The organism is Bilifractor sp. LCP21S3_A7, assembly GCF_052118825.1.
Classification (GTDB): domain Bacteria; phylum Bacillota; class Clostridia; order Lachnospirales; family Lachnospiraceae; genus Bilifractor.
Genome location: NZ_JBQKGL010000009.1, coordinates 98,377 through 123,636 on the forward strand (window position 1 = coordinate 98,377; position 25,260 = coordinate 123,636).

The window sequence follows — 25,260 nt, forward strand, 5'->3', positions numbered from 1 at the left end:
ACAGAAGATGGATCTTTTCGAATATGCAGCCGGGAAGCGGAAAGAAAACGAAGCTCCTCTTGCCGCCAGAATGCGTCCACAGACTCTGGACGAAGTAGTCGGACAGGAGGACATTATCGGGAAAGACAAACTGCTGTATCGTGCCATCAAGGCAGACCGGATCAGCTCGGTTATCTTTTATGGCCCTCCCGGCGTGGGGAAAACAACGCTTGCCCGTGTGATCGCAAGGACGACATCTGCAGATTTCCACCAGGTGAATGCAACGATTGCGGGAAAGAAAGACCTGGAGGAAGTTGTTGCAAAGGCAAAAGAAAACCTGGGAGGTTACGGCAGAAAGACAATTCTTTTTATCGATGAGATCCACCGCTTTAATAAGGCACAGCAGGACTATCTTCTGCCTTATGTGGAAGATGGCACGGTGATTCTGATCGGTGCGACGACAGAGAATCCGTATTTCGAAGTGAATGGAGCGCTGCTTTCGAGATCGAGAATATTCGAACTGAAACCCTTGTCGAAGGAGAATATTCTGACCTTAATTCACAGAGTATTCACTTCCGACAGAGGAGTAAAGCCCTACCATGCAGAGATCACAGAGGAGGCAGCAGATTTCCTTGCAGATGTGTCGGATGGGGATGCCCGTGCCGCGCTAAATGCCATAGAGCTCGCCGTTCTTACCACAGAACCGGGAAGTGACGGGAAAATCCACGTTACGCTGGAAGTGGCAGAGCAGTGCATACAGAAGAAGGCAATCCGCTATGACAAGACCGGCGATAATCACTACGATACGATCGCTGCTTTTATCGAGTCCATGTGCGGTTCAGATCCGGATGCGGCGCTTTATTATCTGGCCCGCATGCTGGAAGCGGGAGAGGATGTGAAGTATATTGCGCGCAGGATGCTGGTGGCGGCATCAGAAGAAGTCGGAAATGCAGACCCGATGGCTATCTGTGTCGCAGCATCGGCGGCGCTCGGTGTAGAGCGTGTCGGGATGCCTGAGGGAAGAATCATTCTCGCTCAGGCGGCATCCTATATTGCTTCCGCACCGAAATCCAATTCTGCTTATCTAGGCATTGAAAAAGCATTGTCACTGGTCCGAAAGACGGGAAATCTGCCGATTCCATCCTATCTGCAGGACTCCAGCTATAATGGTGCCAAAAAGCTTGGCCGTGGTGTCGGTTACAAGTATGCGCATAACTATCCGAATCACTGGGTGGAGCAGCAGTATCTTCCTGATGAGATCCGTGAAGAACGAATCTATGAGCCGAATGATATCGGCCACGAGGCAGACATCAAGGCTTATTTCAGAAAAATCGGGAAAGAACCGGAGCGATACGCTTACGTTGACCCGTTGCTTTCGGGAAAGCCCGAAAAACCATGGGAAGATTGATCATGAAGAGGGACAGAAGTCTGTAAAGGCAAAGAAACAATGATCAGGCGTGAAGAGATATTTATTATGATGAAGAATTCAAAGGTGAGTGAGTTTGTGAAAAATTTCTTGACAAAAAATCCTGCTCTGCTTATAATCGACTCAAACCATTGAGGAAGAGTAGTAGCTTTGCAGGAAGCGTACAAGAGAGCTGCAGGTGGTGGGATTGCAGCCGTAGATGCGGAGTGAATGGACTTCTGAGGGCGGTCTGAGCGGCAGGAATATGTCAGGTAGGAACCGACGGGAACCCATCCGTTATCAATCGGGAGCACATGCAGGTGTGTGGAATGAGAGAGTATTCGGAAGAAGAAGCCCTCGGGAACGGAATCCCGTCCGGCAGTTCCGGTATACTAATCTGGGTGGTATCGCAGGAGAAATTACAGCTCTTGTCCCAAATACGGGACAAGAGCTATTTTTATTGTATAAGCTCTTCGAAAACGCAGACAGGCTCGTCGCACGCGAAGCGCGCGAAAGAGACTGAATGCGATTTCGAAGGCAACAGGTATGAGCACGAAGTGACGCGTAAGCGGCATGGAAGTGCTCATACCTGTAGGATTGCGAGAGTGCGAAGCACGGAGCAATCCGTAGCTTATACAATAAAAGTAAAAAGAGCTCTTCGAAAACGTAGTCAGGCCGTCTTCCGCGAAGCGCGCGTAAGAGACTGAATGCGATTTCGAAGGCAACAGGATACCATCCCCCTCCGTTCAAACAATTCCGGCATGAAAGGCACATATGTTTTCAGCAGAAGGAATGAACAAGTAAGAGAGGAGAACAAAACTATGAAAAATTCAGCATTCAGAAAAATCGCAGCAGTCGCGGCAGCCGGCATCATGACATTCTCACTTGCAGCATGCGGCAGCAATAGCGCAGCATCGGGAACATCGGCAGCAGGTTCCTCTGCTTCGTCCGCGTCAGCGGCCGGGTCATCTTCTGAGTCGGTTGCGGCGTCCGTGACCGGAACATCGGTTACGGGAAGTTCGGCAGGAGCTGCGTCTGGAAAAACCTACAAGGTAGGCATTGTACAGTATGTGGATGACGCATCACTGAATCAGATTGAGTCCAACATTGAGTCAGAGCTGGACGCAAAGGGGAAGGAGCTTGGCGTTACCTTCGATTATTCCGACTACACATACAACGGACAGGCGGATGGAACCGTGCTCCAGCAGATTGCGTCCGAGCTGATTGCGGACCAGGTAGATATCATCGTCCCGATTGCGACACCGACAGCACAGATCATGCAGACGGCGACGAAGGATGATCCGATCCCGGTCGTTTTTGCAGCATGCTCGGATCCGGTCGGCGCAAATCTGGTTGAGAGCATGGATGCGCCCGGGTCAAATATCACCGGTACCTCTGATGCGCTGAATACCGAGGCGGTGTTGAATCTTATGCTGGCACAGAACCCGGATCTCTCCTATGTGGGTCTTCTGTATTCCAACAGCGAAGATGCCTCAAAGCAGCCGATCGCGGATGCAAAGGCATTCCTGGACAAAAAAGGAATCAAGTATATTGAGAAAACCGGAACGGATACGACAGGAATCACCGACGCGGCAAATGCGCTGATCGCGGAAGGAGTCGATGCAATCTTCACACCGACCGATAACACGGTGATGACCGCTGAGCTGGCAATATATCAGAAGCTCGCAGAGGCAGGAATCCCGCATTACTGCGGAGCAGATTCCTTTGCCCTGAACGGAGCGTTCGTCGGATATGGCGTAGATTATGCAAATCTGGGAACTGCTACGGCAGACATGGTCGCAGATATTCTTGTCAATGGAGCGGATCCTGCAAAGACTCCGGTACAGACCTTTGACAATGGTATCGCGACTATCAATACGGATGTGTGCGAGACACTTGGCTATGATCTGGATAAGGTTAAGGCGGCGTTCAAGCCCTATTGCACCAGTGTCGAGGAGACAACAACCGCAAAAGAGTTTGAGAATTGATGATTAGCTGCTGCACACTCGTGACTTTAGGCGTGTGAGGCTTCACGAAACCATATATTGCGTGATAGAATAGAGCTGACGCATGCAATCGCGTCAGCTTTTTAAATGTCAGAGAATAAATTTCGGGAGGGTTTGAACGTGTCAGGTTTTCTAACGATAGGAATTGTCCAGACAGCTTTGGAGCTCGGACTGATCTATGCGCTGGTTGCGCTCTCATTGTTTATCAGCTTCAGTATTCTGGATATCTGTGATCTTTCAACGGATGGATGCTATACACTCGGGTGCGCGGTCGGAGCGGTGGTGACAATTGCGGGACACCCGATTCTGGCTATTTTTGCCGCAATGGCTGCGGGGGTCTGCTCGGGATTCATCACCGCGATCCTGCAGACAAAATTCGGCGTTCAGAGTATTCTGGCCGGCATTATTGTGAATACCGGTCTTTACACCATCAATCTGGCAGTCATGGGATTTTCATCCAACCTGTCGCTGTTCGGCTCTCCGACGGTTTTTGATATGTTCAAATCGTTGAACCCCTCTAAGGTGTGGAAAAGCTGGAGCCCGTTTGTTCTTCTGCTGATCATTCTTGCCGTGATCGTGCTTGCGATCCATTGGTTTCTCGGAACAAGGCTTGGCCTTTCGATCCGCGCAACCGGAGACAGCCCAGCAATGGTGCGCGCCTCTTCCATTAATCCGGCATTTACGACGATCGTAGGTCTGTGCGTCGCAAACTCACTGACCGGTATGGCGGGATGTCTGATCGGACAGTATAACGGGAACAGCGATATCAACCTTGGAACGGGAATGGTCACAGTCGCGCTTGCTTCGCTGATCATCGGGGAAATGTTTTTCAAAAACCGTGGCATGCTGATGCGGATTATCGGTGTGATCATCGGTTCGGTTCTGTATCGATTTGTCATGTCTGTCGCGCTGCGGCTGAAAATCCCGACAGAAGCATTCAAGCTGGTGTCGGCTTTGATTGTCGCGGTGGCGCTCACTGCTCCGCAGATCCGGAAGCTGATTGCGCTGCACGCGCAGAAACGTGCCTCCATGAAGATGAGTATGGAAGAAGCGGAAGAGGAAGAGGGAGGTGACAGATCATGCTGAAGCTGAAGAATGTCAGAAAAACCTTCAATGTCGGAACGGTCAATGAGAAGAAGGCACTGACCGGTGTAAACCTTGTGCTTGAGGATGGCGATTTTGCCACGATCGTAGGCTCTAACGGCGCGGGAAAATCAACGATGTTCAATGCGATCGCGGGAAGCTTTTACCCGGATTGCGGAAGCATCATTCTTGACGGGAAGAATATCACCTATGTCCCGGAGTACAAGAGAAGCGTTTATATAGGAAGACTTTTTCAGGATCCCCTGATGGGAACGGCTCCACATATGACGATCGAGGAGAACCTTGCCATTGCCTATCTGAGAGCCTCGAAGAAACAGCACGCGATTTTCAGCAGAATCAGCAGGAAGGAGAAGGAATTCTTCCGGGAGCAGCTTTCCCTTCTCGATATGGGGATGGAGGATCGCATGAAGAATCCGGTCGGACTGCTGTCCGGTGGTCAGAGACAGGCACTGACGCTTCTGATGGCGACGATGGTAACGCCGAAGATCCTTCTTCTGGATGAGCACACGGCGGCGCTGGATCCGGCTACCGCTTCGAAGGTTCTGGATCTTACGAGAAAGATTGTCGCTGAGCGGAAAATCACCTGTCTGATGGTCACACACAACATGAATCAGGCGCTTGAGCTCGGGAACCGGACGCTGATGATGAGCGACGGCAGAATTGTGTTTGATGTAAAGGGAAAAGAGCGGGACGGCATGACAGTAGAGGATCTGCTGGAGAAATTCGCGCAGGGAACCGGTCGAAGCTTCAACAATGACCGTATCCTTCTGTCGACAGAGCAGGGCGACTGAGTGCGACGGGGACTGGATGCTTTGCATCTTGATAATATAATCCACTATAATCCACATGAGGAACAGGGTGAGGATGCTCACCCTGTTCTTTGTGAATTATGTGGAAAAAAATATCTCCGAAATTATAAAATTTGGTTTAAGTGAGGGATAATGTTATGCTACAATCGTAAAGGTAGTGTAAACACAAAGATAGTCGGAGAAGCATTGGATATGGCATGGAAGACCTTTCAAACTGTCATATCAGCTGCGCGGTGCGGAAAAATGGATAGATGACCGCCGTGAAGCTTGCAGGACTATCGGAAAAGCAAGTTGTACCGGGGCAATGGGGCTTCCGGTGCAGGAGGAAAATTGATGTCAATATATAATCTGTTCGCACTTGTTGGTGGGCTGGCTTTCTTTCTTTTCGGCATGAATGTCATGTCGAATTACCTGGAGAAAATGGCGGGCGGCCGTCTGGAGGGCATCCTGAAAAAGCTCACAGCGAACCCTTTTGAGAGCCTTGCGCTGGGCGCGATCATCACCATCGCGATTCAGTCGTCTTCGGCTCTTACTGTCATGCTTGTCGGTCTTGTCAATTCTGGTATTATGGAATTCGCTTCCACAGTAAATGTGATCATGGGATCAGATATCGGCACCACGCTTACGGCCTGGATTCTCTCCCTGAACGGCATTTCCTCGGACAACATCTTTGTGTCCATGCTGAAACCGCAGAATTTTGCTCCTATTGTGGCGATCATCGGTGTCATCATGATTATGGGCTGCAAGGAACAGAAGAAAAAAGACATCGGAACGATTCTCTGCGGCTTCTCTGTCCTGATGTACGGCATGACATTGATGTCGGATTCGGTTTCTCCGCTGGCAGAGATGCCCCAGTTCCAGAACATTCTGATTGCGTTTGACAATCCGATCATCGGCGTTCTTGTCGGAACGGCATTTACCGGGGTTATTCAGGCTTCCGCGGCATCCATCGGTGTACTTCAGGCACTTTCCCTGACGGGAAAAATCAGCTTTGGCATGGCTATACCGATTGTCATGGGCGCAAACATCGGCACCTGTGTGACGGCGATTCTGTCAAGCATCGGCGTCAGCCGAAAGGCGAAGCGGGTTCCTGCACTGCACATCCTGATCAAGATTCTCGGCACCATTATATGGCTGGTGCTTTATATTGTTCTCCGATATATTCTGAGACTCCCGATTTTTAATCATGTGATCAATTCTTTCCAGATCGCGGTCTTCCATACGATCTTCAACATCGGAACCATCGTCATTCTGCTGCCTTTCTCACAGAAGCTTGTGCGCCTGGTTGAACGAATGGTCAAGGTCGATGAAAACGATAAGACCGAGATGGAGAAGTACACACTGCTCGATGAGCGTCTGCTCCTGTCCCCGGGTCTCGCGGTCGGTCAGTGCCGGGAGAAAACAATCGAGATGGCGAAGATCGCGCGTGAGGCGTTCTCCAGCGCATTGAATATGTTCGAGCACTTCGACAAGGAGGAAATTGAAAGGATTGTCAAGAAAGAGGAGGAGCTCGACTATCTGGAGGATGAGCTCGACACATATCTCGTACGCCTCTCCGCCAAGGATATGACGGAGTCAGACAGCGACCAGATCTCCGAGATGCTTCACTGCATCAATGATTTCGAGCGTATCGGCGACCACGCGATCAATATGACGAAGCTTGCGAGACAGATGCATGATCAGAAGCTTCAGTTTTCCACACATGCAAAGTCGGAACTTGCGGTTCTGACGGAAGCTTTGAATGAGATCATGACCCTTACCCTTGAGTCCTTTGAAAAAGACGATCAGCAGCAGGCAAAGCTGATCGAGCCATTGGAAGAGGTTATTGATGATCTGACCAAGGAGATCAAGAATCGTCATATCGATCGCCTGAAAACCGGCGAGTGCAGGGTGGAACTGGGGATTATCCTGACCGATTACATTACGAACTGCGAGAGAGTGTCTGATCATTGTTCCAATGTCGGCGTTTGCATCATCCAGACAAAGAATTCCAGCTTTGAGACGCACGGATACCTGAACGAGGTGAAATACGGCGGCGAATCAGAGTTTGTCGATGAGTTTGACTCCTATCAGGGCAAGTACCGGCTTCCGGCGGTGGAAGCTGTCGGAAAGAAGAAATTAAAAAAAGCTAAAGATAAGGGCGGCAAGGAGGCAAAGGAATCCAGAGAGACGAAGAGTTCCAAGGACAAGGATTCCAAGGCAAAGGCAAAGACAGGCAAAGGCAAGGCACAGAAGGCTTGACTTGGTTTGGGACAGATGCAAGATCTGGAAAGCGTGATTTCATTATGGATATCAACGGAGCCAAAATAATCAGGCAGAGAATGACCTTTACCGGCGATGTGCAGGGAGTCGGGTTCCGGTATCGCGCAAAGTACGCGGCAAGGGAGCTGGGCGTTACCGGCTGGGTGGAAAACGAATGGGACGGTTCCGTCGTCATGGAAGCCCAGGGAACGAAGGAGCAGCTCTACCGGCTTGTATACAATATCAGCAGGGGAACCTGGATAAACATCGAACATGTGAAGCGGGAAAACATTCCGGTGGAAGAGCATGAATACTATTTTGATGTGAAGGGATATTGAGAACAGTGACCTTCAAAGAATGAGAGGCTTGAATGGGTCCGGCAGCTTGCTGCCGGGCTCAAATTATTTACGCGAACAGTGAGCCGCAGCCGAATGCGAAGTATTCGTGTGCGGCGAGCGTCGCGATAGCGAGATAAAACTCGCGCAGCGTGTTTTATCTCGTTCCTTTTACAGAATGACGCTTAGTAAATGTATACTCACTGTATCGGTTTATTGACTTATCAATTTATCGGTTTAACAATTATTTTGAAGAATCGTCGCCGGTGAGATGATATTCAGGCAGCGATCTTGCTTTGCCGGATGGAAAAGCGCAGAGATCCGTTAATTCGTATGATGTTTTTTGAATCGCATTCCGATCAGTACCGCTGCGACTGCGATTATGATTCCGATCCCAATTCCAAGAATGACACGGTATCCGAATGAATGGCCGGCGGCTGTCGCATCTCCGGAAACGATATCGTCCGCCTGTTCATATTGACGGTTCTTGAGGGCGATCTTTTGAAAATCTTCATAGGAATACGCCTGTCCTTCCTTTAATTCCTCATCCACTCCGGTTTGCGCAATATTTTGACTGTCTGAAGTAATCATTGCGCTCTGTCCCTCCGAGGAATCGGCTGTAATCGATTCGTTTGAGAAGTCCTTTGCGTTAGCGCTGGATTCATAGGCAGTGGAGATGCTCTTGTCAAACGGAATGTAGACACAGCCGTTCCCGGCATCTGCAACCAGAATCAGATCATGAATTCCGGGAACTCCGCCTATCAGGCAATGGTCTGTTTCGGAAGAAAGTCCGTTTTTATCCAGCAGTTCATGAACCTGCTGTTCTGTGCTCTGGGGAGTCGTTTCAAAGGTGAGACTTGCGGGTATCCATTTTCCCTCATTGCTCTTGATTTCTTCTTTTTCTTCTTCCGTAAGAAGACTCGAGGTGGAAGTGTTCAGAGGAAGTCCTTTACTGACTTCAACAATGGCTGCCTGCCCATCTGCTTGAATCGGCACGATATAGCACATGGGAGCCTTCGCGCATAAATCCATGACTTTCCGGAATGATTTACTGCTTTCGCTGAAAAGATCTACATCAATATAAATTCCGTAGGCGCTGTCATAATCGATCGTGATCTGGTCGGGCTTTTTGGAATGTTCCGTTTCATAACATTCCGCAGCCATCTTCTGTATGGCTTCTGAGGATTCCTTTAAATCTGCGGGTATCGCCGCCGCAAAGACCGTATTGTGCAGGATGAGTACAGACAGAAGCGGAACCAAAGTGGTTGTTACGATCAACAACAGGATGTATTTAAAAAACAATTTGTTTTTCATAGCGCTTCTCCTTTTTGTTAATATCTGGCTATAATGGGTCAGTTGTCAAGGAGAAAATCAAGGCAAATCATTATCATCACGACAAGTTTATATAGTATCTTTTAATTTGTTTAATAAAACATAAATCCCAACCAATACCAAAATAGTAATTCCAAGTATCATATACATTGTTCCGATATTTACCTGACTTCCGAAAAAATAAAGATTGCAATCAAGGGAATCTTTAAGCTTTTCAATAACCTCTGCTGGAATACCTTGATTTTGCATTTCGGCAAGGGCCCCTTGCATGGTATGATTTCGGATAAGTGATGTACCATAAGTACCCGGCAAAAATAAGACTATTTTTTGCAGCCCTTTTCCGAATGAAGAAATAGGCATATATGCGCCGCAAATGAACCCATATCCCGCACTGATGATTGTGCCTACCGCTGAAATTTGTTCTTGCGTTGATAAGAAAAAGTTAATAATCGAAGATAATGCTGTTCCAAACAAAACAAGAAGTAAAACATCAAGAAACAAAAAGAATATGTCTTTGAGCGACATATACCAGCCGACAATAGCCACATAAGCGAGACAGATACCCGTTGCAGAAAAGCAAATAATCAGTGTTGAAAGCAAGGCCGCAACAAAATAACTGAGCGAGAGTGCAGCTGGCTTCACGGGAGATATTCTTAAATCTCTTATCGTACCATTTGCCTTATCCTGCACCATTAAAAAATTAGAACAAAATGCAACCGTTACACACGAAACAGCAAGAAGGGATGAGATCAGCTGACCGGCTACCAGTCCCTCTATTATGTCTTCTGATAATGTTACTGAATCGGGCAAATTAGATGTAAAACCATCCCGATACACATTCCCGAGAAAAGTCACATAAAGTACAAGCAATATCGCAGGCGTTATCAAAGAGGTAAAGAACATGCCCTTATCCTTAAAAAACAATTTGCTGTTTCTTTTGATAAGTGTGAAAGCTGTATTCATTTTTCTTCACCTCCCGCCAGTGTTTTGCCCGTAACAGCAAGAAAAACATCGTCCATCTTTCCTTTTGTTATTTCGTAATCATTAAACAACTGCGGATTACGAATAATCAGTTCGGTAGCAGCCTTTGTATCCGGTATAGAAAGGCGATAACCGTTTCTGGTTTGCTCATATTCCACATCAAGTGCCTTAATGTCCTTTTCCTTTACATCATAAATTGTGATGTAATCCCCGGTATAAAGATTTTTTAATTCAAGAGGAGTGCCCTCTGCGGATATTTTCCCATCGTCAATGATTACAACATAATCAGCTTCCGCGGCTTCTTCCATATAGTGCGTCGTTAAAAATACAGTCATGTTTTCATTCCTGCGAAAACTTGAGATGACATTCCAGATAAGTCGGCGTGTCTGCGGATCAAGCCCTGTTGTCGGCTCATCAAGAATAAGGATTTCAGGCTTATGAAACAAAGCCCTTGCAATATCAATTCTCCGGCGCTGTCCTCCTGATAATTTGCCAACGGTGCGTTTCAACAGGTTTTCAAAATCTAATATTTTCGCCAGTTCCGCAAGTCGTTTCTTAAAATCCATTCCGGTAATGCCATACAAAGCGGCACGACTTTCCAGATTATCATAAACAGAAAGGGCGGAATCCAGGGCAGATGATTGAAAAACTACACCCAGTTCGCGCTTAATATCGTCCACATCCTTATCTAAATCGTGCCCGTCAATAAAAACGCTTCCGCTGTCTTTCGGCAGCTGTCCGCACATGATATTGATTGTAGTTGATTTTCCTGCCCCATTGATACCAAGAAAAGCAAACAGCTCTCCCTTTTTCACGCGAAAACTCAAATCCTGAACAGCGTTTACACTTCCAAAACTCTTGTTAAGATTATTGATTTGAATAATATCGCTCATTCGCTTTCCTCCTGTTTACTTTTACCTGTAGAATTACGAGCTTCTAATTCTGATTTATCCTTTTAATTCCATACTGACAGCCTGCTCCAGTGCTGTCAATCCATATTTCTTACGGCTATGAACTTTTAGGCGGTAGCTTTTTATTTACGCGAACAGTGAGCCGCAGACGAATGCGAAGTATTCGTCTGCGGCGAGCGTCGCGATAGCGAGATAAAACTCGCGCAGCGTGTTTTATCTCGTTTCTGATTTCTCTTCGGAAGTTCCGTTCACCTGTGCAGGAGGGAATTATCCAGGACCGTTCATAATCATGCCTGAATGGTCCGCATACATCAGCAAGGACAGCTGAGCTTCCCTTGTTCAGAATGGACAGATCTGTCCTGTGTGTAAGGAAGAGATTCTTGTATTTACGACCTTAGGACAAAAGAGGATAACCGTGAAGAAGAACGATCGAACACAAGAAAAACGCAGCAGGTGATCCTGCTTCGAAATAGCGGAATGGGCAGCCAAAAGAGATAGAGCTTAAGAATGCTCTTGAAATAATTTGTGCAGAAAGATATAATTATTTCATTACGAAACGTTTTGCTCTAGAAATATGACGAAAAAATTCGCCGGAGAGTGTAAGAGGGGGAAAAATATGCCTGCAACCATTAAGGACATCAGAGAGGAAACCGGCCTTTCGCTTGCGACAATTTCAAAATATCTCAACGGAGGAAATGTACTCCCGAAAAACAGGGAGAAGATCGAGGAAGCAGTGAATCGCCTGCATTACCGGCCGAATGAAATTGCACGGGGTCTGGTCACCAACCGGACAAAGACAATCGGTGTCATCGTGTACAACATTGCCAGTATCTTCAACGGGACGATTCTGAGCACCATCGGTAAGGAACTTAGAAAAAAGGGCTATGGTGTGCTGATCTGCGATTCCGCCGGAGACGCGGAGATGGAGCACTCGAATCTGCAGTTTCTTCTTAATAAGAAGGTGGATGGTATCATCATTATACCGGCAGAGCGGGATGCGGATTTTCTGCAGCCGGCGCGGGATGCCGGCATCCCCATTGTGTTGATCGACCGGGCTCTGAATGGAAACAGGGAAGACTGTGTTACCATCAATAATAAAGAAGCCGCGGAGGAAGCAGTGAATACTCTGATTGGTGCGGGACACAGAAAGATTGCAATTATCTGTTCTGATCATGAATACACCGGAGCGCAGAGAAAGCAGGGATATCTGGAGGCGATGGAACAGCATGGGCTTGAGGTGCGAAAAGAATACATCAAGACTGGAAGCCAGACGGTGGATTACGGATATCAGAGCATGAAAGAGCTTCTGGCATTGCCGGAGCGGCCGACGGCGGTTTTTATGGCAAATTACGATATTAACCTGGGAGTTGTTATGGCGGTGAATGAGTCCGGATTTCACTGCCCGGAAGATATTTCTTTGTTTGGTTTTGATGATCTTCTTCTGCCGAGGATCATCAGTCCGAAGCTTTACGTGATGAAGCAGCCGATGGAGGAACTTGGGTCCAGAAGTGTAGAGCTGCTGCTGGAACGGATCAACAGCAAGGAAGATCTTGCACCCAGAAACGTTGTGCTGAAGGCAACGGTGATGAAGGGGGATTCGATTCGCCCGATAGGGGGATGCGAGTGCTGAGAATAAATGTGCAGAGTTTTAGAGTTTGTGCAATTGAACGACAAACTGTGAATTCACACGTTTTATTTGTGCAAAAACTATTGACAAGAAATGTGAATTAAGCCATAATAGGACACAGCGAAACGTTTCACCATGACAGGTTTTGGTGAAATCTCACAAAACGCCGGATGCCACGGGTGCCGATAACCGCAGATCGTCCGGAGCTTTGAAAGGCAAAAACTATGCATCGGGAGGGAGAAAATTGGAAAAGATCAAGCAAAACCCAATCGTCAAGAAAATCGGATTCAACAGGATCATACTGATTTGCGTATTGATTCTCATGTACGTGGCATTCTGTGTCGGAATCAAAGGATTTGCGGCCGCGGGTACAAAGCACCTGCTGAATACCATGAACTACGTTTATTTTCTTGGCTTCTTGTCACTCGGCGTTACCTTTGTAATCGCAACAGGAGGTATCGATTTCTCGATCGGACCAGTTATGTTCTGTTGCGCGCTGGTCGGAGGCTATTGCCTGAATTCCTACAAAATGCCATTGGTTGCGGACATCATCATTGCAATCATTATCGGACTGGTATTTGGAATTTTCAACGGATATATGGTGGCGTATCAGAAGGTTCCGCCGTTTATCATTTCCATGGCGTCGATGAACATCGCGAAAGGCGCTGCTGCTGTATTCACCAAGACGCAGTCACAGAGCTGGCCGCTTTCCACGGACCCGGTGAACGGATGGTTCCGTAACATCGTATCCTTCAACGGTTTTCCGGTCGGACTGGTGATCTTTGCCATCGCGGCTGTCATCTGCGGCATCATTCTCTACAATACAAAGATGGGACGTTATATCCTCTGCCTGGGATCCAATCGTGAAGCAGTCAGATTGTCCGGCGTCAACACAAAGAAATGGGAGATGAGCGCATATGTAATGTGCGGACTTCTCACCGGAATCGCTGCAATTTTCTTCGTGGCAGCATATACCACAGTTCAGCCCGGATATGGCGATCAGTACAACAACGAGGCCATCGCAGGATGCGTCATGGGAGGAACTTCCATGGTCGGCGGTCTTGCATCTATTCTCGGAACGGTAATCGGTGTATTTATCATTTCACTGCTGCAGGAGGGAATCCTTGCACTTGGACTTGGTAAAGATATACAGCTGATTGTAACCGGTATCATCGTTATCGTCGCAGTATACGCTGATGTAACCGCCAGACGCAGAAAGAACTAAGGAAAGGAGAAGAGAATGGGCGAAGTCATTTTAACAATGAAGGGTATCGATAAATCTTTTCCTGGCGTTCACGCACTGGATCATGTAAACCTCGAGGTCAGAGCCGGTGAAGTACATGCGCTGATGGGAGAAAACGGTGCCGGAAAATCAACACTGATGAAGGTTCTTACCGGAATTTACAAGAAGGATTCCGGAACAATCACATATTTTGGAAAAGAAGTAGAGTTCCACAACACAAGAGAGGCTCAGGACGCGGGCGTAGTCATCGTGCACCAGGAGCTGAACATGGTCGGCGATCTGACCGTTGCGCAGAATATCTTCATCGGCCGGGAGCCGAAGAAGGGAATCCGTATCGATGACAGAAAGATGATCGAGGATTCCAAAAAACTGTTTGAGCGGCTGAAGATCGACATCAACCCGAAAGAGAAGATGAAGAATCTGACAGTCGGAAAGCAGCAGATGTGCGAGATCGCCAAGGCAATTTCCCACGACTGCAAGCTGATTATCTTCGATGAGCCGTCTGCCGCGCTGACAGAGAAGGAAATTGATGATCTGTTCAAGATCATCCGTGATCTGCGGGAGCAGAACATGGGTATCATTTACATCTCTCATCGTATGGATGAGATCAAGGTCATCACAGACCGTGTAACGGTCATGCGGGACGGCGGATATGTAGGAACGCTGATTACCAAGGATTCCACGAAGGAAGACATCATCAACATGATGGTAGGACGTGTGATCTATGAGGATCCGAAGACACACAGCATGTGTCCGCCGGACGCACCGGTTGTTCTGAAGGTGGATCATCTCAATGCGGGTCACATGGTTCAGGATGTGAGCTTTGAGCTTCACAAGGGAGAAATCCTCGGATTCTCCGGACTGATGGGTGCGGGCCGTACCGAGACGGCGAGAGCAATCTTCGGCGCAGATCCGAAGCAGAGCGGAACGATCTCGATCATGGGCAAGGACGGTAAGCTGCATGAGGTTACGATCAACAATCCGCAGGACGCGGTAAGAGCCGGAATCGGATACCTTTCCGAGGACAGACGCCGTTTCGGAGTAGTTGTACAGAAATCGATCATTGAGAACTCTACACTGGCATGTCTTGATGATTTTTCAAACGGACCTTTTATCAATAAGGCAAAAGAAAAGAAGGAGACAGAGAGACTGATCAAGGAACTCGCGACGAAGACACCGAGCGCGGATCAGCTTGTTATGAACCTGTCCGGCGGCAACCAGCAGAAGGTTGTCATTGCCAAGTGGCTGATCCGTAACAGTGATATTCTGATCTTTGATGAGCCTACCAGAGGTATCGATGTAGGCGCGAAGAACGAGATCTACAAATTAATGAACAAGCTGGCATCAGAAGGAAAATCGATTATCATGATTTCTTCTGAAATGACTGAGATTCTCAGAATGAGTGACCGTATCGTGGTTATGTGTGAGGGCAGAAAAACCGGTGAAATCCGGATCGAGGAAGCCACACAGGAGAACATCATGGATAAGGCTACTCGGAATATCAATTGAGGGGGAGACAGACATGACGAAGAAGAAATCTTTATTGAATGATCAGAGATATATAGCGTTACTCATCGCGATTCTGCTGATGGTAATCTATTTCATATTTAGTAAGGAGTTCCGTAAGTATTCTTCTATCCTTAGTATGCTGGACTTCTCTTACTATGACATGCTGATGGGCTTCGGTGTAACCTTCCCGCTGATTACCGCAGGTGTAGACCTGTCCATCGGTACCGGTATGGTATGTTACGCGCTGGTCGGCGGAACCCTGATCCGGAACAACAACATTCCGGTTGTGGCTGCCATGTTGATCTGCATCCTCTTCGGATGCGCGATCGGACTTCTGAACGGAGTTCTGATCGGTGTCATGGGACTGGCTCCGTTCATTGCCACCCTTTCCACCTGCATGATTACCCGTGGTATCGGATCTATGTGCCCGGCTACTCCGTGGCCGACGCTGCAGCAGCCCGGCGGATGGTTTCATTCGATCTTCAAGCTGACCTTCGGCTCCGGAAGAGGAGCGTTTAAGTTCCCCATCGGATTTTTCGTGATGCTGGTGCTGATGTTTGTCATGGAGTTCGTTCTGAATCACACCAGATTCGGCCGTTATACCATCGCCATCGGATCGAACAGAGAGGCAACTGCTCTTTCCGGAATTAATGTAAAATTCTATCACGTAATGGTTTATGTTGTCTGCGGTTTCTTTACAGGACTTGCGGCGATCGCCTATGCGGCGGTAACGCCTACCGTACAGCCTGGTACCGGAGCCGGACTTGAGATGGATGCCATCGGCGGAGTATTTGTCGGCGGTGTATCCGCAACCGGCGGTTACGGTTCCATTATCGGAACCTTCATTGGTGTTATGATTATCTGCCTCCTGAAGACAGGTCTTCCCTACATCGGCCTGCAGGCGAACTGGCAGCAGATTATCACCGGTGTGGTTCTGATTGTAGCCGTACTGATTGATATCATCAAGAAACGCCGCGCAGCTGCAGTCTGAAGCTTGCATTCAGCCGCGGACGGGTGCAGAAGGTTCTTTGCTGTCAGACATATTTGACGGCAACAAGCCTGAGAATTGCATCCGGCCGCGGATCCAGAAAAAGATTTGATGTTTTCAAAGAATTTATACGAAAATGACAAAATTTCAAATAATAATTTGTGGATGATTTTGGACACAGATTATTCAAAAAATGTTTACAGTTTATTCAAAAAATGATATATTGGATTTGTTATTTCCGGAAGGGACATTTCGGAATGCAAATAAATACGAAAACTAATAAATGTATTTAAAGGAGGAACAACATGAAACGTAGAGTCGTAGCAACCTTAATGAGTGCAGCAATGGTAGCAACTCTGCTTGCAGGATGCGGATCAGGATCCACTAGCACATCTGCAAGCAAATCTGAGTCATCCAGCAGCTCAGCAGCATCCACATCCAGTAGCGCTGCAGCATCCACTTCCAGCTCTTCCACAGAAGCCGTAGCATCGACCAGCGGTTCTGAGACTGCAGCATCCACATCCAGCAGCTCCGCGGCAGAGAGCACAGATGACGCTACAAAGCAGTTTGACGGCCTGAAGGCAAACGAGGCTTACAACTTCCCGATGCTGGTTAAGTCCTTCCAGTCCACTTACTGGGATGCCGCTCAGCAGGGTATGAAGAAGGCAGCTGACGAGCTTGGTGTTACCTATGATTGCCAGGGACCGAACTCCGAGTCTGATATCGCTGACCAGGTTAACATGCTGAACTCCGCAATTTCTTCCAAGCCGGTAGGAATCGGCCTTGCAGCCTGCGATACAACTTCCGTACTTGACGCTCTGAAGACCTGCGCATCAGACGGAATTCCTGTTGTAGCATTTGATACCGGTGTTGCGGATGCTCCGGACGGATCCATCGTATGTACCGTAGCAACAGATAACGGACAGGCAGGCTCTGTAGCAGCAGACAACATGTATGATGCGATCAAGGACGAGATCAAGAACGCTGACGGTCAGGTTCGTATCGGTGAAGTTAACCAGGATGCTACCGCTCTGAACATTCAGCAGCGTGGTCTTGGATTCATCAACGAGATGATCAAGCTCATCCAGGCAGACGGCAAGACCGTTTCCGTAGAAGGCAACGAGTTCTATGTAAACAACGCTGAAGGCGCTGATACCGGTGATACAGATGTTGTAATCGAGGTAGCAGTTCCGGCACAGACAACTGTAGAGCTTTGCTCCACAGAGGCACAGACCATCCTTTCCAAAGAGGATACCATCGCAATCTTCGGTTCCAACCAGACCGCAGCAGAAGGTGTTCTGGCAGCAGATGCTAACCTTTCCGTTCTTGGCTCTGACGTATCCAACGGCGATGTTATCGGTGTCGGCTTCGACGCTGGTTCTACCATCAAGGCAGCAGTACAGAGCGGACAGCTCTACGGCGCAGTTACCCAGTCTCCTCTGATGATGGGATATTACGCAATCTATGCTCTGACAGCAGCTGCTAACGGACAGGAGCTTCAGGATGTTCCGACAGCAGGTTACTGGTACAATGCAGACAACATCGACGATCCGGAAATCGCTCCGAACCTGTACGACTAATTGTCTGTAAGTCAGTTTCATTCAGATGAATATCATTTAAAATGACGGGAGTGCGGCCGATGGCCGCGCTCCTTTTTACTGTATAAAGCCGTCGTCAAGCGGGCAGTTTTTGGGCATGCGAAGCATGCACAGAAAACTGCCCGCTTGAACGACGCTAACATGTATGAGCATGGAGCGGTGTGAAACACCGCGAGAATGCGAATATGCGCGGGCAGTGAGCCACACCCGCTCACACAAAGTGTGAAGCGGTGGGGCGAACGCCGCGACAGACCGACGAAGTCGGTCACATGTGGCAGCTGCGAGAGTTGCGAAGCAACGGAGCAGCTGGCTTTATACAGTGTGTGGCACAATGTATCGAAAACGCAGACAGGATTGTCACGCGCGTCGCATATGCAAATATTGATTTGCGAAGCCGATTTTGTTAGACTCAAAGTGTATATTAAGAAACAACTGCAATCCTGCAGGCCTATTGTGGCAAATTCTCTGTGACAGGTATACTCTGGGATCAGTATTGCGGCAGCTGAACTCCGGAGGGCATCATAACTTATCAGCTGAAGACAACGTTCTTATATTTTTATCTATCGGAGGAATTGAAATGACGGAAATCCAGTCAAGAGGCAGTCAGGTATTTGACCTGAAATCTCTTCGTGAGGCGAAGAAGGCAAAAAGTCCGGATGGCCCCGTATGTACCTATACGACATTTGATTCTGAGGCGGACACGGCGAATCCGGAGCATCCGTTTCTCATACTGAGACAGCCGTCCGGGGAAAAACTGAGGCACCATGTTACAGGCAATTTCATGAATCCTTCGAGAAGGACAGGGTTTGAGTATAAGACCGGGGCCGGTCCGGAGTATACCGATATCCTCAGGGTGGACCGCAGATTTGAGCAGATGATCAGATGGCTCGGAGAAAATCAGGTTCCGGTAAGGCTGTCCGGCTGTCAGATGGCGGATGGATTCGGAATTTACAAGGTTCATGCGGTCAATTATTCGGGAAAGGTTGCCGCGGGCACGGACGGATTTCTGCAGATGACGATCGGACGGATTCTGGCGGGGAGATTTCAGGAGGAATCTGACCCGGAGGAGGAAGAGGAGGAGCAGGAAGAGCAGGTAAAGCTGACGGACATTTCAAGCATGACGGATTTTCTGGCGTGTGCGGGAGCTGTACTTCCGTCGAATATCCGGAGATGGGCGCAGCGGAATCTGTCTCTGATCCGAACCAATACCATCAGCCAGGACGAGAGACGGCATGCGCAGCGTGCGCTTTCCATGATGCTGAATATTCAGTGGAAGGGCGCATGGTTTGAGTCGATCGATCCGAAGCGCGCCCGTGAAATTCTCGACGAGGAGCTGTACGGACTGGAAAAGGTGAAACAGAGAATCATTGAGACGATCATCCAGATCAACCGCACACACACTCTTCCTGCCTATGGACTCCTTCTGGCCGGTCCTGCCGGTGTGGGAAAATCGCAGATCGCCTATGCGGTCGCGAGGATCCTGAAACTTCCGTGGGCATCACTGGATATGAGTGCGATAACGGATCCGGAGGCACTGACCGGAAGTCCGAGAGTCTACGCGAACGCGAAACCTGGGCTGATCATGGAGGCGTTCTCGAGAGCAGGCTCCGACAATGTTGTCTTCATCATCAATGAGCTGGATAAGGCAGATCAGGGGGATTCCGGCGCAAATCCCGCGGACGCTCTGCTGACACTTCTGGATAATCTGGGATATACCGACAACTACATCGAGTGCATGATTCCAACGGGAGGCGTCTATCCGATCGCGACGGCAAACGACAAGTCTCGGATCAGCGCTCCACTGATGAGCCGATTCGCGGTTATCGATATTCCGGATTATACGCCGGAAGAAAAGAAGGTTATCTTCTCGAGATTTTCTCTTCCGAAGATTCTGAAACGGATGGGGATGAAGGCAGAAGAGTGCATCATTCCGGATGAGGCGGTCGATGTCGTGATTGAGAAATTTGCCCGGATGCCCGGCTGCCGCGATCTGGAGCAGGCGGCGGAACATCTGGCGGCGAATGCCCTTTATCAGATTGAAACGGGGGACCTTGCGGGTGTCACCTTCACACCGGAGATGGTGAGACAGATTCTCGGATGAGAGGCAGCACGGCAGACACAGCAAAAGACTGCGGAAGACAGCTGAGCAGCCGCAAAAAGGCTTCGCGAGGAACGAAGCGTAAACAGGAGGAAGTAACGTGTGCAAAGACTTACAACATATGATGTAAGTATATTTACGCACAGTTTGAGCGGCAGGATAGTCGCAATATTCCGGGAAACACCGGCCGAAGTTTGATTTGCGGGTGACAATACGAGTCTGAGGGTATATAATCGAACTCGTCAGGCAAAGCGGCGCAATGCAGCGGCGCGTGACAGTTATATAAGGCAGATCGCTGGTAGCGATCTTAGCAAAGGAGAGATGTACTATGGAAAAAGAAGAATTTTTAGCGGTTTATCGTCATTCACTCGCGCATATCCTTGCGAAGGCTGTCATTGAACTCTTCGGTAAAGAGAATGTACAGTATGCAATCGGTCCGCAGATTGAGAACGGGCTGTATTATGATTTCGTACTTCCGAGGACGCTGAACAACGATGATTACAAGACCATCGAAGACAAGATGCATGAGGTGATACGGAGAAGAGAACCGTGGACACGGAAGGTTGTATCCAAAGCGGAGGCGCTTGAAATTTTCAAGGATCAGAAGTTCAAGACAGAACTGATCGAGGAGCTTCCGGAAGACGAGACCATCACCCTGTACTATACAGGTGATGATTACGTTGACCTGTGCAGAGGACCTCACGTAGAGAACTCCCAGGAGTTGATGAATGTCGCTTTCGAGGTTCGCTCCATTTCCGGCGCGTACTGGAGAGGTGATGAGAACAGGGATCAGCTTCAGAGAATATATGTCACCGCATTCCCGGACAAGCAGCAGCTCAAGGAGTACAAAAAACTCCTGCGCGAGGCCGCAGAGCGCGATCACAAGAAGCTCGGACCGCAGCTTGAACTGTTTATGTTCGACGAGAGCGCTCCCGGAATGCCTTACTGGCTTCCCCGCGGGTGGAAGATGTTCAACGCGCTTCTGAATTTCTGGAGAGGAATTCATGAGGAGCACGGATATCAGGAGATTTCCGGACCAGTTCTCAGCAACTCCAAACTCTGGCAGACATCCGGCCACTGGGGCCACTATAAAGAGAATATGTTCATCATCCCGGGTGTCAAGGAGGATGAGAGCGATTACTATGCGTGCAAGCCGATGAACTGCCCGAACGCGATTCTGGTGTACAAGAAGCACTTGCGTTCATACAGAGATCTTCCGTTCCGCATCAATCAGGTAGATGTCATCCACAGAAAGGAGAAATCCGGAGAGCTGAACGGTCTCTTCCGTGTTCAGATGTTCCGTCAGGATGACGCGCATATCCTTGTGGCAGAGGAACAGATTGCTTCTGAAATCAAGGATATTATGAGCATCGCGACACAGATCTACGGAACCTTCGGACTGACCTACAAGGCAGAGCTTTCCACCAGACCGGATGATTATATGGGCGACATCAAGGTATGGGACAAAGCCGAGAAGGATCTGAAGGATATTCTTGACGATGTATACGGACCGGGCAATTATGAGGTGAACGAAGGCGACGGAGCATTCTACGGACCGAAGATTGATCTTAAGATGAAGGATGCTCTCGGAAGAGAATGGCAGATGGGAACCATCCAGCTGGACTTCCAGCTTCCGCTGAATTTTGATATGAAGTACGCGGCACAGGACGGCTCCGTAAAGCAGCCGGTAATGATTCACCGCGCGATCTTCGGATCGATGGAGCGTTTCATCGGTATTCTGATCGAGAACTACAAGGGAGCTTTCCCGTTCTGGCTGAGCCCGTATCAGGTGGCTGTTGTTCCGATCCGTCCGGAGCATAACGACTACGCGAAGAAGGTTGTAAACGCCCTCAAGAACGCGGGTATCCGTGTAGAGGTTGATTACGCGGACAAGAACATGAACGAGAAGATCAAGACCTACAAGACCTTCAAGGATCCGTATATCGTTGTTGTCGGCGACCAGGAGGCATCTTCGGATACTGTATCCATTACGGTTCGCGGTCAGAAGCAGCAGCTTCACAATGTACCGCTGGATCAGCTCGTTGCCATGTGCACGAAGATGGACAGAGAGCATCTGAAGGAGCTGATTGATACAGCAGAATGATGATGAACCCATGCGGCTGCTGCAGATCCATTCTGCGGCAGCCGCTTTCAGTTCTTGTCTGAAGGCGGGGCACTGATTGTACAGGTGAGCAGTGGAACCATTCTGCGGCAGCCGCTTTCGGTTTATCCCGTTCCAATTAAAGAAAGAGAGTGCAGATATGCAGTTCAAAGATAAGAAATTAGACCGCAACGCGCCATGCTGGTGCGGAAGCGGAAAGAAGTATAAACATTGCCATATGGATTTTGATGAAAAAATCCGTGAATTTGAGGTAAAGGGATTTATCGTTCCCGAAAGGAAGCTGATCAAGACCCCGGAGCAGGTCGAGGGAATCAAGGCCAGCGCGAAAATCAACATCGCGGTGCTCGATGAGGTCGCTTCCAGAATAAAGATCGGTATGAGCACCGAGGAGATCGACCGGATCGTGTATGATACGACCACAAAGATGGGGGGAATCCCCGCCCCGTTGAATTATGAGGGGTTCCCGAAGAGCGTGTGCACCTCGATTAACGAGGAGGTGTGCCACGGCATTCCCTCTCCGGATGTTATCCTGAAGGACGGAGACATCATCAATGTAGATGTTTCTACCATTTATCATGGCTATTTTTCGGATTCCTCCCGCATGTTCTGCATGGGGAACGTATCACCGGAGAAGAAAAAGCTTGTGGATGTCACGAAGGAATGTGTCGAGATTGGCATTCAGAGCGTGAAGCCGTGGACCTGTCTTGGGGACATGGGAAATGCGGTTCATCAGCACGCGCTGGAGAATGGCTACAGCGTTGTGCGTGAAATCGGAGGCCACGGGTGCGGAATTGAATTCCATGAGGATCCGTGGGTGAGCTACGTCAGTGTTCCGGGGACGGAGATGATGATGGTACCGGGCATGTGCTTCACAATTGAGCCAATGGTGAATATGGGCCGCGATGATATTTTCCAGGATGAGGAAAACGGCTGGACGATCTATACCGAGGACGGTCTTCCGTCCGCGCAGTGGGAGGTACAGGTGCTTGTGACAGAGAACGGATGCGAGGTCATCGCGTACTGAGGCCTTCGGATGAAGAACTCTTTGGACCGTCGGTGCGAGGATACGGCAATGATCTAAAAACTACACGTATTTTGGGCTGAGGAATTCTTTGGCTTGTCGGTTCGAGGGCGGATGCGGTGGCATTCCGGTAGATCTGGTAGAGATGAAGAGGTTTTTTGCTGCTTTGTGATAAGGCAGTAAAGGAAGTGTGCAGGGGGATATGATGGATACTGTGGGGAAAAAGAAAAAGGTGCCCCATTCTGCAGCGGGATGGTTTGCGTACGGTTTGCGCAACGGAATTCCGATCTGTATGGGTTATTTTGCCGTTTCGTTCGCGCTGGGAATCTCGGCCAGAAACGCCGGAATGAACAGTGTGCAGTCTTTTGTGATGTCGCTGACGATGGTGGCGTCCGCAGGACAGTTTGCGGCGATTAATCTGATCGCCGCGGGCGCAGGCATCTTCGAGATGATCACGACGTCGGTCATTGTCAATCTCCGGTATTTTCTCATGAGCTGCTCGCTTACACAGAAGCTTGATCCGAAGAGCAGCCCCCTGCACCGGTTCCTCCTGGCATACTGTATGACGGATGAGATCTTCGGATTGTCCGTCTCTGTGGACGGCTTCCTCGATCCGCGGTACACCTACGGGATCACTGCCGTTTCGGTCTCGGGCTGGTGTGCGGGGACGGTTCTCGGCGTGCTGATGGGGAACATCCTGCCGGCCTGGGCTTCCAATGCGCTCGGCGTCGCCATGTACGGGATGTTTCTTGCGATCATTATTCCGCCGGCAAAGAAAAATCATTTTATCGGCGGTCTGGTAGGTGTATCGATGTTTGCTAGCTGGCTGTTTTCCGTGATTCCGGGACTTGACGGTATCTCCTCCGGCTTCCGGGTCATCATTCTGACGATTGTGATTGCGGGAATTGCGGCAGCACTCCGTCCGCGAGAAGACGGAGAGGAATCGGCGGAGAAGGGAGAGGTGAACTGAGATGTCAGAAAACATATATCTTTCTCTGCTGATCATGGCACTTACCATTTATGCCATCCGGCTGCTGCCGTTTCTGTTCATCCGCAAACCGATCCGCAGCAGGTGGTTCCGGTCCTTTCTTTATTATGTCCCGTATGTGACCCTGGCGGTTATGACCTTTCCTGCCATTCTCACGGCAACCGATCACGTTGCGGCAGGCGCAGCGGCATTGATTGTCGGGCTGATTGTGGCATGGATCACAGAAGATCTTTTCGCGGTGGCGATCAGCTGTTGTGCGGTTGTGTTTTTGGTCGGACTGATTCTGTGAGCAGTTCATCGAGAGTCCTTCCATATGAAGGAAGAAATTCGTTCACGAAGTCCGTTACCTCCGGCATTTCAGCGGCAAGATGACGGATGGATTCTTCGGTGGTTGATTTCGCTGTCCGGAATTCCCGGTTGCCGGAATTCTCCTCCTCGATACATTTGATGAGCGCAGAGATTTTATCGGCGGCCTTGACCAGACGGCGCATATAGTGCTCTTCTTCCGTGCTCTCTGCATGGAAAATCCCTTCAAAGGCGGGACGGAGATCATCCGGAAGTTCATCGAGCAGACGGTTTTCGGAGTCCGCCTCCACTTCCTTGTAAGCTGTTTTCAGCTTCTGATTCGCGTATTTCACAGGCGTCGGCATGTCACCGGTTATGATTTCCGACGCGTCATGGTACAGGCCGCAGAGTGCGGCCTTTTCTGCGTTCAGATGTCTCCCGTATCTTACATTTCCTATGACGCAGAGCGCGTGAGAGATCATGGCGACCTCAAGGGAATGCTCGCTGAGGTTTTCCGGTCTGGAATTGCGCATGAGCGCCCATCTTTCAATGTATTTCATTCTTGAGATCGTGGCAAAAAAATTGTGCTGCATAGAAGCGTCCTTTCTGTATGGAATAATTCTTCGATCGACCGGAAGCTCAATGAAAGGGGCAGTGCCCGTTGGCGTTCACGGAAAA

The 25,260-nt window shown here is 49.2% G+C and carries 20 protein-coding genes and 1 other annotated feature; of the genes, 16 read left to right on the forward strand and 4 right to left on the reverse strand.

The window, feature by feature from the left end; translation table 11 throughout:
- Positions 1 to 7: 7 nt before the first annotated feature.
- The 6 genes from ACTQ1O_RS09670 (at position 8) to ACTQ1O_RS09695 (ending at position 7,882) form a co-directional block, all read left to right on the forward strand.
- Positions 8 to 1,387 (forward strand): replication-associated recombination protein A, encoded by a 1,380-nt coding sequence (locus tag ACTQ1O_RS09670; RefSeq protein WP_441487086.1) that lies wholly within the window; start codon positions 8 to 10, stop codon positions 1,385 to 1,387.
- Between the two features lie 140 nt (positions 1,388 to 1,527).
- Positions 1,528 to 1,823, forward strand: a binding site (T-box leader).
- A gap of 382 nt (positions 1,824 to 2,205) precedes the next feature.
- Positions 2,206 to 3,372, forward strand: a complete 1,167-nt coding sequence (locus tag ACTQ1O_RS09675) for an ABC transporter substrate-binding protein (protein WP_441487087.1) — start codon at positions 2,206 to 2,208, stop codon at positions 3,370 to 3,372.
- Between the two features lie 138 nt (positions 3,373 to 3,510).
- Positions 3,511 to 4,476: an ABC transporter permease gene (locus ACTQ1O_RS09680; protein ID WP_441474948.1), complete on the forward strand. Its 966-nt coding sequence runs from the start codon at positions 3,511 to 3,513 to the stop codon at positions 4,474 to 4,476.
- Positions 4,470 to 5,285 carry an ABC transporter ATP-binding protein gene (locus tag ACTQ1O_RS09685; RefSeq protein WP_441487088.1) on the forward strand — a complete coding sequence of 272 codons (816 nt, stop codon included), beginning with the start codon at positions 4,470 to 4,472 and terminating at the stop codon, positions 5,283 to 5,285. Before ACTQ1O_RS09680 ends, ACTQ1O_RS09685 begins: the two co-directional genes overlap by 7 nt.
- A 351-nt stretch (positions 5,286 to 5,636) precedes the next feature.
- Entirely contained in the window at positions 5,637 to 7,544 is a 1,908-nt protein-coding gene (locus tag ACTQ1O_RS09690; RefSeq protein ID WP_441487089.1) for a Na/Pi cotransporter family protein, read from the forward strand.
- Positions 7,545 to 7,594: 50 nt separating this feature from the next.
- Positions 7,595 to 7,882, forward strand: coding sequence for an acylphosphatase (locus ACTQ1O_RS09695; protein WP_441487128.1), 288 nt, complete (start codon positions 7,595 to 7,597; stop codon positions 7,880 to 7,882).
- 321 nt (positions 7,883 to 8,203) lie between these two features.
- On the opposite strand, the gene ACTQ1O_RS09700 is transcribed toward ACTQ1O_RS09695, so the two are convergent.
- The 3 genes from ACTQ1O_RS09700 to ACTQ1O_RS09710 form a co-directional block, all read right to left on the reverse strand.
- The gene (locus tag ACTQ1O_RS09700) at positions 8,204 to 9,193 is read right to left on the reverse strand and encodes a hypothetical protein (protein WP_441487090.1); all 990 of its coding nucleotides are present in this window, start codon (positions 9,191 to 9,193) and stop codon (positions 8,204 to 8,206) included.
- An 87-nt stretch (positions 9,194 to 9,280) separates the two neighbouring features.
- A complete protein-coding gene (locus ACTQ1O_RS09705) occupies positions 9,281 to 10,174 on the reverse strand; it encodes an ABC transporter permease (RefSeq protein WP_441487091.1) in 894 nt (297 codons plus the stop codon).
- Entirely contained in the window at positions 10,171 to 11,085 is a 915-nt protein-coding gene (locus ACTQ1O_RS09710) for an ATP-binding cassette domain-containing protein (protein WP_441487092.1), read from the reverse strand. Before ACTQ1O_RS09710 ends, ACTQ1O_RS09705 begins: the two co-directional genes overlap by 4 nt.
- 634 nt (positions 11,086 to 11,719) lie before the next feature.
- Here ACTQ1O_RS09710 and ACTQ1O_RS09715 point away from each other — a divergent pair.
- The 10 genes from ACTQ1O_RS09715 to ACTQ1O_RS09760 all read left to right on the forward strand — a co-directional run bounded on the left by ACTQ1O_RS09715 (position 11,720) and on the right by ACTQ1O_RS09760 (position 24,586).
- Entirely contained in the window at positions 11,720 to 12,733 is a 1,014-nt protein-coding gene (locus ACTQ1O_RS09715; RefSeq protein ID WP_441487093.1) for a LacI family DNA-binding transcriptional regulator, read from the forward strand.
- A 241-nt stretch (positions 12,734 to 12,974) separates the two neighbouring features.
- Positions 12,975 to 13,955: an ABC transporter permease gene (locus ACTQ1O_RS09720; protein WP_441474955.1), complete on the forward strand. Its 981-nt coding sequence runs from the start codon at positions 12,975 to 12,977 to the stop codon at positions 13,953 to 13,955.
- A 15-nt stretch (positions 13,956 to 13,970) separates the two neighbouring features.
- Complete coding sequence (locus tag ACTQ1O_RS09725; RefSeq protein ID WP_441487094.1) at positions 13,971 to 15,482, forward strand: sugar ABC transporter ATP-binding protein; 1,512 nt, start codon at positions 13,971 to 13,973, stop codon at positions 15,480 to 15,482.
- Positions 15,483 to 15,495: 13 nt separating this feature from the next.
- Positions 15,496 to 16,473 (forward strand): ABC transporter permease, encoded by a 978-nt coding sequence (locus ACTQ1O_RS09730; protein ID WP_441100821.1) that lies wholly within the window; start codon positions 15,496 to 15,498, stop codon positions 16,471 to 16,473.
- A 302-nt stretch (positions 16,474 to 16,775) separates the two neighbouring features.
- Complete coding sequence (locus ACTQ1O_RS09735) at positions 16,776 to 18,050, forward strand: substrate-binding domain-containing protein (protein WP_441487095.1); 1,275 nt, start codon at positions 16,776 to 16,778, stop codon at positions 18,048 to 18,050.
- A 595-nt stretch (positions 18,051 to 18,645) separates the two neighbouring features.
- Complete coding sequence (locus ACTQ1O_RS09740; RefSeq protein ID WP_441487096.1) at positions 18,646 to 20,169, forward strand: AAA family ATPase; 1,524 nt, start codon at positions 18,646 to 18,648, stop codon at positions 20,167 to 20,169.
- 325 nt (positions 20,170 to 20,494) lie between these two features.
- Positions 20,495 to 22,270, forward strand: coding sequence for a threonine--tRNA ligase (gene thrS / locus ACTQ1O_RS09745; RefSeq protein WP_441487097.1), 1,776 nt, complete (start codon positions 20,495 to 20,497; stop codon positions 22,268 to 22,270).
- Between the two features lie 157 nt (positions 22,271 to 22,427).
- Entirely contained in the window at positions 22,428 to 23,312 is an 885-nt protein-coding gene (locus tag ACTQ1O_RS09750; protein WP_441487098.1) for a methionyl aminopeptidase, read from the forward strand.
- 202 nt (positions 23,313 to 23,514) lie between these two features.
- Positions 23,515 to 24,279 (forward strand): AzlC family ABC transporter permease, encoded by a 765-nt coding sequence (locus ACTQ1O_RS09755; RefSeq protein ID WP_441487129.1) that lies wholly within the window; start codon positions 23,515 to 23,517, stop codon positions 24,277 to 24,279.
- Position 24,280: 1 nt separating this feature from the next.
- A complete protein-coding gene (locus ACTQ1O_RS09760) occupies positions 24,281 to 24,586 on the forward strand; it encodes an AzlD domain-containing protein (RefSeq protein ID WP_441100759.1) in 306 nt (101 codons plus the stop codon).
- Here the strand turns inward: ACTQ1O_RS09760 and yfbR are convergent.
- Positions 24,543 to 25,175, reverse strand: coding sequence for a 5'-deoxynucleotidase (yfbR, locus tag ACTQ1O_RS09765; RefSeq protein ID WP_441474962.1), 633 nt, complete (start codon positions 25,173 to 25,175; stop codon positions 24,543 to 24,545). The genes ACTQ1O_RS09760 and yfbR overlap by 44 nt on opposite strands.
- Between the last annotated feature and the right edge of the window lie 85 nt (positions 25,176 to 25,260).

Excerpts from the sequence above, each read along its gene's own strand:
- ACTQ1O_RS09670 (WP_441487086.1), top strand. The coding sequence starts at position 8 with ATGGATCTTTTCGAATATGCAGCCGGGAAGCGGAAAGAAAACGAAGCT.
- ACTQ1O_RS09675 (WP_441487087.1), top strand. The coding sequence starts at position 2,206 with ATGAAAAATTCAGCATTCAGAAAAATCGCAGCAGTCGCGGCAGCCGGC.
- ACTQ1O_RS09685 (WP_441487088.1), top strand. The coding sequence starts at position 4,470 with ATGCTGAAGCTGAAGAATGTCAGAAAAACCTTCAATGTCGGAACGGTC.
- ACTQ1O_RS09690 (WP_441487089.1), top strand. The coding sequence starts at position 5,637 with ATGTCAATATATAATCTGTTCGCACTTGTTGGTGGGCTGGCTTTCTTT.
- ACTQ1O_RS09700 (WP_441487090.1), bottom strand. The coding sequence starts at position 9,193 with ATGAAAAACAAATTGTTTTTTAAATACATCCTGTTGTTGATCGTAACA.
- ACTQ1O_RS09705 (WP_441487091.1), bottom strand. The coding sequence starts at position 10,174 with ATGAATACAGCTTTCACACTTATCAAAAGAAACAGCAAATTGTTTTTT.
- ACTQ1O_RS09710 (WP_441487092.1), bottom strand. The coding sequence starts at position 11,085 with ATGAGCGATATTATTCAAATCAATAATCTTAACAAGAGTTTTGGAAGT.
- ACTQ1O_RS09715 (WP_441487093.1), top strand. The coding sequence starts at position 11,720 with ATGCCTGCAACCATTAAGGACATCAGAGAGGAAACCGGCCTTTCGCTT.
- ACTQ1O_RS09725 (WP_441487094.1), top strand. The coding sequence starts at position 13,971 with ATGGGCGAAGTCATTTTAACAATGAAGGGTATCGATAAATCTTTTCCT.
- ACTQ1O_RS09730 (WP_441100821.1), top strand. The coding sequence starts at position 15,496 with ATGACGAAGAAGAAATCTTTATTGAATGATCAGAGATATATAGCGTTA.
- ACTQ1O_RS09735 (WP_441487095.1), top strand. The coding sequence starts at position 16,776 with ATGAAACGTAGAGTCGTAGCAACCTTAATGAGTGCAGCAATGGTAGCA.
- ACTQ1O_RS09740 (WP_441487096.1), top strand. The coding sequence starts at position 18,646 with ATGACGGAAATCCAGTCAAGAGGCAGTCAGGTATTTGACCTGAAATCT.
- thrS (WP_441487097.1), top strand. The coding sequence starts at position 20,495 with ATGGAAAAAGAAGAATTTTTAGCGGTTTATCGTCATTCACTCGCGCAT.
- ACTQ1O_RS09750 (WP_441487098.1), top strand. The coding sequence starts at position 22,428 with ATGCAGTTCAAAGATAAGAAATTAGACCGCAACGCGCCATGCTGGTGC.
- ACTQ1O_RS09755 (WP_441487129.1), top strand. The coding sequence starts at position 23,515 with ATGGATACTGTGGGGAAAAAGAAAAAGGTGCCCCATTCTGCAGCGGGA.
- ACTQ1O_RS09760 (WP_441100759.1), top strand. The coding sequence starts at position 24,281 with ATGTCAGAAAACATATATCTTTCTCTGCTGATCATGGCACTTACCATT.
- yfbR (WP_441474962.1), bottom strand. The coding sequence starts at position 25,175 with ATGCAGCACAATTTTTTTGCCACGATCTCAAGAATGAAATACATTGAA.